General features: G+C 70.0%; 10 protein-coding genes. 5 read left to right on the forward strand and 5 right to left on the reverse strand.

Annotated elements, in window-relative coordinates; genetic code table 11:
- The 5 genes from L0H79_RS16605 to L0H79_RS16625 form a co-directional block, all read left to right on the forward strand.
- Window positions 1–339, forward strand: a 339-nt coding sequence (locus L0H79_RS16605) for a hypothetical protein (protein ID WP_301485763.1), incomplete at its 5' end; no start/stop codon positions are given.
- A complete protein-coding gene (locus tag L0H79_RS16610) occupies window positions 332–853 on the forward strand; it encodes a hypothetical protein (RefSeq protein ID WP_301485764.1) in 522 nt (173 codons plus the stop codon). The genes L0H79_RS16605 and L0H79_RS16610, both read left to right, overlap by 8 nt.
- Window positions 854–863: 10 nt before the next feature.
- Window positions 864–2,156 carry a peptidoglycan bridge formation glycyltransferase FemA/FemB family protein gene (locus L0H79_RS16615; RefSeq protein ID WP_301485765.1) on the forward strand — a complete coding sequence of 431 codons (1,293 nt, stop codon included), beginning with the start codon at window positions 864–866 and terminating at the stop codon, window positions 2,154–2,156.
- A gap of 178 nt (window positions 2,157–2,334) precedes the next feature.
- Window positions 2,335–6,321 carry an ATP-dependent RNA helicase HrpA gene (gene hrpA, locus L0H79_RS16620; protein ID WP_301485766.1) on the forward strand — a complete coding sequence of 1,329 codons (3,987 nt, stop codon included), beginning with the start codon at window positions 2,335–2,337 and terminating at the stop codon, window positions 6,319–6,321.
- A gap of 113 nt (window positions 6,322–6,434) precedes the next feature.
- Entirely contained in the window at window positions 6,435–7,376 is a 942-nt protein-coding gene (locus tag L0H79_RS16625) for a proteasome assembly chaperone family protein (protein WP_301485767.1), read from the forward strand.
- A gap of 99 nt (window positions 7,377–7,475) precedes the next feature.
- Here L0H79_RS16625 and L0H79_RS16630 read toward each other — a convergent pair whose 3' ends face one another.
- The 5 genes from L0H79_RS16630 to L0H79_RS16650 all read right to left on the reverse strand — a co-directional run bounded on the left by L0H79_RS16630 (window position 7,476) and on the right by L0H79_RS16650 (window position 10,702).
- Window positions 7,476–7,694, reverse strand: coding sequence for a hypothetical protein (locus tag L0H79_RS16630; protein WP_301485768.1), 219 nt, complete (start codon window positions 7,692–7,694; stop codon window positions 7,476–7,478).
- 227 nt (window positions 7,695–7,921) lie between these two features.
- Complete coding sequence (locus L0H79_RS16635) at window positions 7,922–8,509, reverse strand: phage tail protein (protein WP_301485769.1); 588 nt, start codon at window positions 8,507–8,509, stop codon at window positions 7,922–7,924.
- Between the two features lie 198 nt (window positions 8,510–8,707).
- Window positions 8,708–9,358 carry a hypothetical protein gene (locus L0H79_RS16640; protein WP_301485770.1) on the reverse strand — a complete coding sequence of 217 codons (651 nt, stop codon included), beginning with the start codon at window positions 9,356–9,358 and terminating at the stop codon, window positions 8,708–8,710.
- Between the two features lie 226 nt (window positions 9,359–9,584).
- A complete protein-coding gene (locus tag L0H79_RS16645; RefSeq protein ID WP_301485771.1) occupies window positions 9,585–10,193 on the reverse strand; it encodes a LytTR family DNA-binding domain-containing protein in 609 nt (202 codons plus the stop codon).
- Window positions 10,194–10,210: 17 nt separating this feature from the next.
- The gene (locus tag L0H79_RS16650; RefSeq protein ID WP_301485772.1) at window positions 10,211–10,702 is read right to left on the reverse strand and encodes a hypothetical protein; all 492 of its coding nucleotides are present in this window, start codon (window positions 10,700–10,702) and stop codon (window positions 10,211–10,213) included.
- Window positions 10,703–10,801: the final 99 nt, after the last annotated feature.

Consider the following 10,801-nt stretch of genomic DNA (forward strand, 5'->3'; position numbering starts at 1 on the left):
ATCCTGCTCGCCTGTGCTGTGCTGCTCCTGCTGGCCGCCCACCACCTGTGGCGCGACCGGGTCATCGACGACCCGATCATGGTGGTCAGCGGCCTGGTCGAGCTCGCCCTGGTGGTGCAGCTCGTCGTGGGCCTCGGGCGGGCGGGGTCGATCCAGGACGGGTCGGAACGCGCCACCTACATCGCCTACCTCTTCACGGTCCTGATCGTCCTGCCCGTCACGGTCTTCATCGCCATCAAGGAACGGTCACGGTGGACGATGGGGGTCGTCCTGGGCGGCGCCGTCGTCGTCGCCATCCTGGTCGCTCGCATCCTGCAGATCTGGCAGCTCAATGTCTGAACCGACCTCGAACACCCACGACGCCCCCGGCCCCCGGGACAGCGGTCCGGACCACCCGGACCGCCTTGAACACCCTGACCACCCTGGCCACACCGGCCATGGAGCCGGCCGGCTGCTCGTTGCCGTCTACGGCCTGCTCGCCCTGGCCGCCACCGGCCGCTCCGTCCTGCAGATCGCACTGTACTTCGACCGCGCACCGGTCGCGTACCTGCTGTCCGCGCTCGCCGCAGTCATCTACATCGTCGCGACGGTCGGCCTCGCCCGGGGGGGCCGCACCTCGGTCCGCGTCGCGGCCGTCGCCGTGTCGATCGAGCTCGTCGGGGTCCTGCTCGTCGGTGCCCTCTCGTATGCGATACCGGAAGCCTTCCCGGACAAGACCGTGTGGTCGCACTTCGGACAGGGCTACGGCTACGTCCCACTCGTGCTGCCCTTCCTCGGACTGTGGTGGATCTGGCGACACCGAGCCCTCGTCACCGGTCCCGCCGAGACGGGGGCACCCGAGGCGCATCGGTAGGGTTCAGGACATGAGTGCCGACCGGAGCGAGGACCAGAGCGAGAGCGCGAACCAGCCCGCTCCCAAGAACACTCGATCGGGACAAGTGCACTCTCGATCAGGACAAGTGCACTCTCGATCGGGAGGAGGGCACGTACTCGCTGTCCGTCCCATCGCACCCGACCAGCTCGCCGCTGCTGTCGTCGAGCTCCGCGGCAGCTTCCTGCAGACCCCGGCCTGGGGCCGGACGAAGCCGGAGTGGCGCCAGACCCCGCTCGGCTGGTTCGACCCGGCCGGCGCCCTCGTCGGTGCCGGACTCGTCCTGTCGCGGCACATCCCCCGCCTCGGGCGGTCGTTCGCCTACCTACCGGAGGGGCCGACCCTCCCATGGGATGCGGTTTCCGCGGACCCGTCCGCGTGGCTCGACCCGCTCGTCGAGTGGGCGAGGCAGGACAGTGCCTTCGCGTTGCGGCTCGGGTTCCCGGTCGTCTCGCGCCGGTGGGCACCCGACCCGGTCAAGAAGCAGATCGGGGAGGTCGGGCTGATGTCGTTCACCGACCTGCCGCCCACGTTCGACAACCCGGTCGCGCGCCGGCTCGACACCTGGCTCGACGGGGGCGGCTGGAAGCCGATCGGCTGGGGCAACACCGCCGCCGTCGGCCAACCCCGCTATGTGTGCATCGTCGACCTCGAGGGCCGCACGGCCGACAGCGTCCTGAAGGCCATGAACCAGCAGTGGCGCCGCAACATCAAGAAGGCCGCCAAGGCCGGAGTCGAGGTTCGCACCACCGACCTCGAGGGTGTCGCGACGTTCCACGACCTCTACGCCGAGACGGCCGAGCGCGACCACTTCTTCCCACGGGCGAAGTCCTACTTCGAGCAGATGATGGGCGCCTTCGGCGACGGCGCGCACGAGCGGATCAGCGCCCACATCTACGAGGCGCACCTCGACGGCGACGTGCTCGCCTCCGCGCTCATGGTCCGCGTCGGCGACATGTTCTCCTACCTCTACGGAGGCTCGACGAGCCGCAACCGCGAGGCCCGCGCCTCCAACGCCCTGCAGTGGCAGGCGATCCGGGACGCGCTGGAAGCCGGCTGTACGGCATACGACCTCCGTGGCTTCAACACCTCTCTCGGGGCGACCTCGCCGCTGACCGGGCTGCTCCTGTTCAAGCTCGGCGCGGGCGCCGACGTCGTCGAGTACGTCGGAGAGCGCGAGCTCGTGCTGAGCCGCTTCTGGCACACCGCCTTCGAGAAGGCGATGGCGCTGCGCGTCGCGATCAACAACCGGCGTGCGGGAGCCACCACCGAGTCCGAGGTCTGATCGGCCCTCAACGCAATCCCGGCACCTCGCACGTCGCGGTGCCGCCTCCGGTCCCGATGGCGACGAGGGCGTCGCCACGTAGATGCGGCACCCGGCACGTCGACTCCAGTCTCGCGTGCGCGGTTCCGCACGACAAACCGGTTCGGGATGCCGGTCGGCGGCGCCTATCCTGTCGCTCATGCCCGAGCAGCCCGCGTCCGTGCCATCGCGGCCGCGCCGCTCCCGCCGGGGGCGCTCGAGCCGAGGCCGTATGCCGCCTACCCCGCAGCAGCGCGCCGCGCGCCGCACGCACCGGGCCGGGCTCGTCCCCCCGATCACATACCCCGAGCAGCTGCCGATCGCCCTGCACCGGGACGAGCTCGCCGAGGTCATCCGCGACCACCAGGTCGTCGTCATCGCCGGGGAGACCGGGTCGGGCAAGACGACCCAGATCCCCAAGATCTGCCTCGAGCTCGGCCGTGGCCTGGGTGGGATGATCGGGCACACCCAGCCGCGCCGCATCGCCGCCCGAGCCGTCGCCGAACGGCTCTGCGACGAGCTCGGCGTGCAGCTCGGCACCAGCGTCGGCTACCAGGTGCGCTTCGCCGACCACTCCGGCCCCGACACGCTCGTCAAGGTCATGACCGACGGCATCCTGCTCGCCGAGCTGCAGCAGGACCACGACCTGAGCCGCTACGACACGATCATCATCGACGAGGCCCACGAGCGCAGCCTCAACATCGACTTCATCCTGGGCTACCTCGCGCAGCTGCTCCCGCGCCGACCCGACCTCAAGGTGATCGTCACCTCGGCGACGATCGACCCGGAGCGCTTCGCCGAGCACTTCGCCGACCCGGCGACGGGCGAGCCGGCCCCGATCGTCGAGGTGTCGGGACGTACCTACCCGGTCGAGGTCCGCTACCGGCCCCTGCTCGACCCGGACCATCCCGAGCGTGACGAGCAGGACCTCATGACCGGGATCTGCGAGGCGGTCCTCGAGCTGTGGACCGAGCACAGCCAGAGCGTCTCCGGTGGTTCCGACATACTGGTCTTCCTCTCCGGCGAACGCGAGATCAAGGACGCCGCCGACGCGGTCAACGGCCTGAAGCTGCCGGTCACCGAGGTGCTCCCGCTCTACGGGCGGCTCTCCGCGGCCGAGCAGCACCGGGTCTTCTCCCCGCACACCGGTCGGCGGATCGTGGTGGCCACCAACGTCGCCGAGACCTCGCTCACCGTGCCCGGGATCCGCTACGTCGTCGACAGCGGGACGGCCCGGATCTCCCGCTACAGCCAGCGCCTCAAGGTCCAGCGGCTGCCCATCGAGCCGATCAGCCAGGCCTCGGCCAACCAGCGGTCCGGCCGGTGCGGCCGCGTCTCCGAGGGCGTCGCGATCCGGCTCTACTCGCAGGACGACTACGAGGCCCGACCCGAGTACACCGAACCGGAGATCCTGCGCACCAGCCTGGCCTCGGTGATCCTGCAGATGACGACGCTCGGCCTCGGCGACGTCGCGGCCTTCCCCTTCATCGACCCCCCCGACTCCCGGCAGGTCACCGACGGGGTCCGGCTCCTGCAGGAGCTGCAGGCCTTCGCCGGCGAGGACGGCAGTGATCGTCCGCGTCGGGCAGGGCAGCGCCGGCCGGGGCGCAGGCTGACACCATACGGACACACCATGGCGCGGCTGCCCATCGACCCGAGGCACGCGCGGATGGTCATCGAGGCGGACCAGCGGGGCGTGCTGCGCGAGGTGCTCGTCATCGTCGCGGCCCTGTCGATCCAGGACCCGCGCGAGCGGCCGCAGGACAGGCAGGAGCTCGCGAACGCCGCCCACAAGCGCTTCCAGGACGAGCACTCCGACTTCGTCACCTGGCTCAACCTCTGGCGCTACCTCCGCGAGCAGCAGAAGGAACTGTCGTCAAGTGCGTTCCGGCGCATGTGCAAGGCCGAGTTCCTGCACTACCTGCGCGTGCGCGAGTGGCAGGACCTGCACACCCAGGTCAAGCAGGCGGCCAAGCGGGCCGGGCTCGACGTGACCCGGGGGAGCAGACATGGCGAGGTCGACTCCGATGCCGTCCACCAGGCGCTGCTCGCCGGGTTGCTGTCGCACGTCGGTGTCCGGGACGAGCAGCGACGCGAGTACCTCGGGGCCCGGGGCGCGCGCTTCGGCATCTCGCCCGGCTCGACGCTCTTCCGCCGGCAGCCGCAGTTCGTCATGGCCGAGGAGCTCGTCGAGACGACCCGCCTCTGGGCCCGGATGGCCGCCCGGGTCGACCCGGCCTGGGCGGAGGATCTCGGTGCCCACCTCGTCAAGCGGCAGTACTCCGAACCGCGCTGGTCAGCCCGACGCGGCTCGGCGGTCGCGACCGAACGGGTCACCCTGTATGGCGTGCCCCTCGTCGTCGGGCGCACCGTCGGCCTCGGGAGGATCGACCCGGTCCTGGCCCGCGACCTGTTCATCCGGCACGCGCTCGTCGAGGGCGACTGGAGCAGCAGGCACGCCTTCCTGGCAGACAACGCCGCCCTGATCGAGCGCCTGGGGGAGCTCGAGGCCAGGACGCGCCGGCGCGACCTCGTCGTCGACGACAACGCTCTGGTGGCCTTCTACGGCCAGCGCATCCCGGGCTCGGTCGTCTCGGGTCGGCACTTCGACACGTGGTGGAAGAAGGCACGCCGCCAGGACCCCGGCCTGCTCACCTTCACCGAGGACCTGCTGCTGCGCGACTCGGCCGACGCGGTGGTCGGCGGCGACTATCCGACGAGCTGGCGGCAAGGCGACAACGTCCTGACCGTGACGTACCAGTTCGAGCCCGGGTCGCCGCGGGACGGCGCCACCGTGCACATCCCCGTCGACCGTCTCAACCAGGTGAGCCCGGCGGGCTTCGACTGGCAGGTGCCCGGCTTCCGCGAGGACCTCGTGACGGCGCTGATCCGCTCGTTGCCCAAAGGGATCCGGCGCGGGCTCGTCCCGGCGCCAGACCACGCGCGTGCGGCGCTGCCAGAGCTCGACCCCTCGTCGGGGCCGCTGGCCGAGGCGCTCGTGGCCGCGTTGCGCCGGCGCGCGGGGGTGGTGGTCACCGCAGCCGACTTCGAGTGGTCCAGGGTGCCCGACCACCTGCGGATCACCTTCTCGGTCGAGGGTCCGGACGGCACCGAGGTCGCGACGGGCAAGGACCTCGAGGCGGTCCGCGAAGCGGCCACCCCTGCCCTGCGCCGGCAGGTGCGGGAGGCCAGTGCGGCCATCGAGGTGGCCGGCCTGACGTCATTTACCATCGACACCGTCCCGCAGACCTACCAGAGCGCCGACGGCGTCGTCGGCTACCCGGCCCTGCTCGACCGGGGCACCAGCGTCGACCTGCAGGTCCTGCCGACCCGCGCCGAGGCCGACGCGGAGCACCGACTGGGAATGCGGCGGCTGCTCCTGCTCGGCACCACCCCACCGTGGCGTCAGGTGCTCGCGCGGCTCACGAACACCCAGAAGCTGGCCCTCGGCCACGACCCGCACGGCAGCGTGCCCGCGCTGCTCGACGACTGCCTCGCCGCAGCCGTCGACGTGATCGTCCGGGAGCAGGGCGCCCCGATGACGGCGAGGACGGATGGGACCCACCCGGGTACCCACCCCGGCCGGGGAGGCGCGGGCGCGAGCACGCCCAGCGGCATACGCACTCGCGAGGAGTTCGAGTGGGCTCTCTCGGCGGTGCGTAGCCACGCGGCCGCGCGGGTCGTGCTCGTCGTCGGTCTCGTCGAGCCCATCCTGGCCAGGCACTTGGCCATCACGAACCGGCTGGAGGTGCTCGACCGCTCGAGCAACCCCGGGATGCGGGCGCTCGTCGCCGACGTCCGGGCCCAGCTGCGCGAGCTCGTCCGGCCGGGCTTCGTCGCCGACACCGGACTCGACCGGCTCACGGACCTCGAGCGCTACCTGCGCGCCATCGCCTACCGGCTCGAGAGGGCCCCGGAGAACCTGACGCGGGATGTGCAGCTGATGGACCAGGTCGCGCTCGTCGAGGGGCGCTACGCCGACCTGCTCGCGGGGCTCCGGCCGGCGGGGCGAGGCGCCGAGGACGTCGTCGGCATCGGCTGGATGATCGAGGAGCTGCGGGTCTCACTGTTCGCGCAACAGCTCGGCACCGCACACAAGGTCTCGGCGCAGCGCATCCTGCGGGCCATCGCCGCGATCAGCCCGTGACGCGGCGGCGGGCCGATGGGGCCCGATGCCTCCGGTGGGAGTGTGGGCGGCTCGGGAATCGTCCCGACCAGCCGGGCGTTGACCCAATGACCCGCACTACGAAAGGCCAACCCGTGCAGGACCCGTCAGAGCTCATCTCCTTCGAGACCGACACCCCGCCCGCCCGGATGCAGGCGTCGGTACTCGTCGTCGCCCTCGAGGGCTTCATCGACGCCGGCCAGACGCAGAAGCTGCTCGCGGACCACCTCCTGCGCACCCACGAGTCGACGGTCGTCGCATCCTTCGACATCGACCAGGTGCTCGACTACCGCGGGCGGCGGCCGGCCATGACCTTCGACCGCGACCGGTGGACCTCCTATGCCGACCCCAGCCTGCTGCTGCACCGGGTCACCGACGGGCAGGGAGTCCCGTTCCTGCTGCTCACCGGTCCCGAGCCCGACTACCAGTGGGCCCGGATGGTCGAGGCGACGATGCTGCTCGTCAAGAGCCTCGGGGTGCGGCTCACGGTCAGCGTGCACGGCATCCCGATGGCCGTGCCACACACCCGCCCGATGGGCGTCACCGCGCATGCGACCGACCCACGGCTCATCCCCGACAACCAGGTCGCCTTCGGCGAGATGGTGGTGCCCGGCAGTTTCACCAGCCTGCTCGAGTACCGGCTCGGCGAGGCCGGCCGGGACGCCATCGGCTTCTCGGTCCACGTGCCGCACTACCTGGGGCAGGGGGAGTACCCCGAGGCCGCCGTCAGCGCACTCGACCGGGTGGCTGCGGCGACCGGGCTCGACCTGGGGCGCAGTGAGCTCGTTGCGTCGGCCGGGCTGAACCGCGCCGAGATCGACCGCCAGGTGGCCGAGTCCGACGAGGTCGCCGCCGTGGTGCACGCCCTCGAGGAGCAGTACGACGCGTTCGTCGCGGGCAGCAAGCGCCGCAGCCTCCTCGCGACCGAGCTGCGCGACCTGCCGACCGCGGACGAGATCGGTGCGGAGTTCGAGGCGTTCCTCAAGGACGTCACCGACGACGGTGGGCCGCCGGACACCGACACCGGCAACCCCTGACCCCGTCGGCCCGGGCACCAAGGCTCGTTGACCGGTCACCGAATCTGGGTCGACCGACCGGCGATCCCGCGTCGGAGCTTCACCCGCTCGCCGCAGAGACTATTCGACGTTGTCGAAAGTCACGGGCAGCGCATTGGCGGTGCAGTTCGCGGAGTAGAACTTGCCTCCGGACTTGAGCTTGTAGATCGTGCCCACCGAGAGCCCGGCCTGGTCAGTCCAGCTGGTGATGGTGGCCGTGTGGTTCTTGGTGTCGACCGTGCCGGTTCCCTTGCCGAGTTTGATATCAGAGCCGTGCCTGTACACCTGGATCGTTGCCATGAGAGAGTCCTCCGGATTGCTGTTGTTGTCGAACGCATCGGACCGTCGGGATGCGCGACGGTGATGCGAGTGGGGTGCGTTGCCTTACTGCTTCGCTCATGTCGTCTGGCGTCACAGTCTTCGTGTCGGCCCACGAGAGACTTGGTGCGTATCGCGCTTCTTTGTCTGGGCCGAAACCCGATCGTCATACGGCTTGGGCGGGTTGGTGCTGGTCGAGCGGAGCCTAGTTAGCGGAACTTGATGATGTAGTTGATGGCGACGTTCTTGGGTCGGGTCTCGCTGGAGACGCGGGCCGGCCGGTCGGGCCCGGTCGTCGCGGTCGAGGTCGCCGTGGTTGAGGCTGCCTGTCCCTGCGAGGCGACGCCGGCCGGCTGGGCGATGTTGTAGTGGTGGGTGTGTGACTCGAGCGAGTCGCACTGCAGGGAGCCGACGACGTTGTCCACCTGCCCGCCCGAAGGCGCGGTCCGGCTGGCGGCGTCGGGGTCCAGCCCGGAGCCGGCGTCGAAGCCGCGCAGGAACAGTCCTCGATAGTCGGGGATGGCGAACTGTGCGTCGGCGCCGGAGGCCCGCGAGCCGTACATGGTGCCGATGACCGCGTACAGCTCCGGGTAGGCGGCGGCGCTGAGGTGCCGTCCGTCGCACAGCATCCAGCCGTCGCTCTCGATGTGCAGCACCGGCGCGTCCGGCGATGGCGTCGCGGTGGACGGTTGTGCGGGCGCGCAGGGCAGGTTCGCCCACGCTGTGTTCGCCGAGCCGTTGACCGGGTTGACCTGTCCCGCGAACGGCAGCACCGTTCCGATCAGGATCTCGCCCACGATGGTCTCCTTTCTGTGCTGCTGCGGCGCTGCAGCTGTGACGCCGAAAGCCCCGGGTGCGTGTGGTGAGGGAGGCCTCGCGGGGGCCCGAGCGCTACCAGCCCTGCTGCCGATCGCGCCGGGGCCGGGTCCTGCCTACGGCCTCGGCGCGATCCGCAACCCTGCTCGCGGCCCGTCGTCAGGCGCCGGGACTTGGTCTTACTGGTCCGGCACCCACTCGTTCGACTGGTCCAACACGTAGGTCAGGTCGTAGACGTTGGGTGGGAAGGTCACCTGCGCGACGGGGTTGTTCGTGGTGATCTCGAGCACCTTGCCGATGCTGATGTTCGAGCCTGCGCCGATCCAGTACGTCGGAGTGGGCGTGAAGGTGTGCGTGAGGTTCGGGCCGGCCTGGACCGCGAACGTTCCCGCGCCCGACATGCCGATGCCGACCGAGAACCTGTCGTTGGGGACATCGGAGGAGTCGCTGATCACCAGGGAGCCGGCGGGATCCCCTTGAGTGGCGGCGGTGAGATGCGGTCCTGGTGCGACGCTGAAGCCGGTCGTGTTCGCGCCGGCGGGGTCGGCGTCGGTCACGCCGCTGGCCTGGAAGGTCACGCCGGGCACGAGGTGGCCGGTCGCGCCCCAGACGAAGCTGTAGTCGATGCTCCAGTCGAACTGGATCTGGTTGCCGGCCACGATCACGAACGGGCTGGCGAACCAGGCGAGCGAGAAGATGTTCGCCGTCTCCTGATCCGGTGTCTTCTGGAAGACGTAGAGCGTGTAGTCGCTGGCCGACTCGTTCTTGAGTGTGAGCGAGTACGGCGTTCCGGCTGCCGCCTCACTGACGTACGACAAACGAAGGGTCATGCCTTCCTCCTGGGGGGATGAGAAGATTTCTTGGGCCGCGCATCTGAGACACGGTTCGAGGTTCCGCTCCGGGACGGTTCGCCACGGATCTGGGTCAATTCGGATCGCCAAGGCGGGCCGTCGGGAACAACCCCGACGCTAGGTGGTGGGCCCGCCGTGCCGGAACCGCGCTTGGTGCGAATGGGCCGGTCGGTGTTGCGAACCAGGGTTGCGGTGTCGTCGGGCGTCAGAAGTCGTCGCTGAACCGGGAAAGGCTCGCGCGCAACCGGGTCCAGTGTTGTTGGCTGACCGGCACGTGACGTTCGCCGGTGAGCACGACGAACCGGCGGCCTCGGCTGTCGGTCTCGACTGCCTCGACACAGCGGAAGCTGACGATGTGTGACCGGTGGACGCGAACGAACTGTTGGGGGTCCAAGCACTGCTCCAGGCTGGTGATCGACAACGTCGGGGTCCGTGCCAGCACCGACCTGGCCCCAAGGTGCAGCCGGATGTACTGGTTGCGTGCCTCGAACCAGTCGATGTCGCCAACCCGCACGTACCGGGTGCGCCCGGGTCGCTCGACGACGGGGATCCGCTCCTCATCGGCGCCGGCGACGTCCACTCGCCTTGTGCTCCCCGGGCGGCCCGGCTGGATGTCGACCACGAACCGCACACGATGTTCGACGGCCAGCCTCGTCAGCGCCGCCGTGACCTCATCGGGGGACAGCACGGTCTGCAGCCCGAGACCCGGTCCGGCACCACCCGAGCCGGCCGTCGTGTCGCACGGGGGTTGCGCCGGTACGAGGGAAGAGACGTGGCCATGGGCACGGGTTCCCACACCGGTGGGCGAGACCACGTCAGCTGATCCTGTGGTCAGTAGTTGACCTGGGTGCCCTGCAGCTCGCTATTCTTATCCAGCCTCGATGGCCGCGGGAAGGAGATCTCCGCCGGGACGGCGTTGTTGTAGCCGTAGACCCAGAGCCCGTTCAGGGCTTGCTCCTGCTCGAGGGCGACGGCCAGGTGAGCCGAGAAGTTGGAGACCGCCTCGGCGCAGGCGCTGATCAGCACCGGACCGCGGTAGTCATTGCGTGCGTTCAGCTTCAGCAAGCTCGCGATGTCGCCGACGGTCCAGGTCCAGTCGGTCTTGCCCGACCCCTCGTCGCCGATCTCGGTGTCGCTGCCGTGCGCCGACAGACACAGGGCCTCGTCTCGCTTCAGCGATCCGAGTGCCGTCTCGAGCCTCGCAGTGGCGTGCTGTTGCTTGCCGAGCGGTAGTTCGACGAGGTCACCCCACTGGTCGGCGCCGGACTCCGGATTCTTGGCCCAGCCCCGCAGGTCCTGGTCCCGGGTGCAGACGACGAGCATGGCACTACCTCCTGTGATGACCGATCCGCGTCGGCAAGATACGAATCGGGGACGATCGATGAACTCTCCGGCGGCGTGGTGCCGCGCCGGGCCAAGCCC

It is taken from the genome of Intrasporangium sp. (assembly GCF_030452765.1).
In the GTDB taxonomy this organism is placed as follows: Bacteria; Actinomycetota; Actinomycetes; order Actinomycetales; family Dermatophilaceae; genus Intrasporangium_A.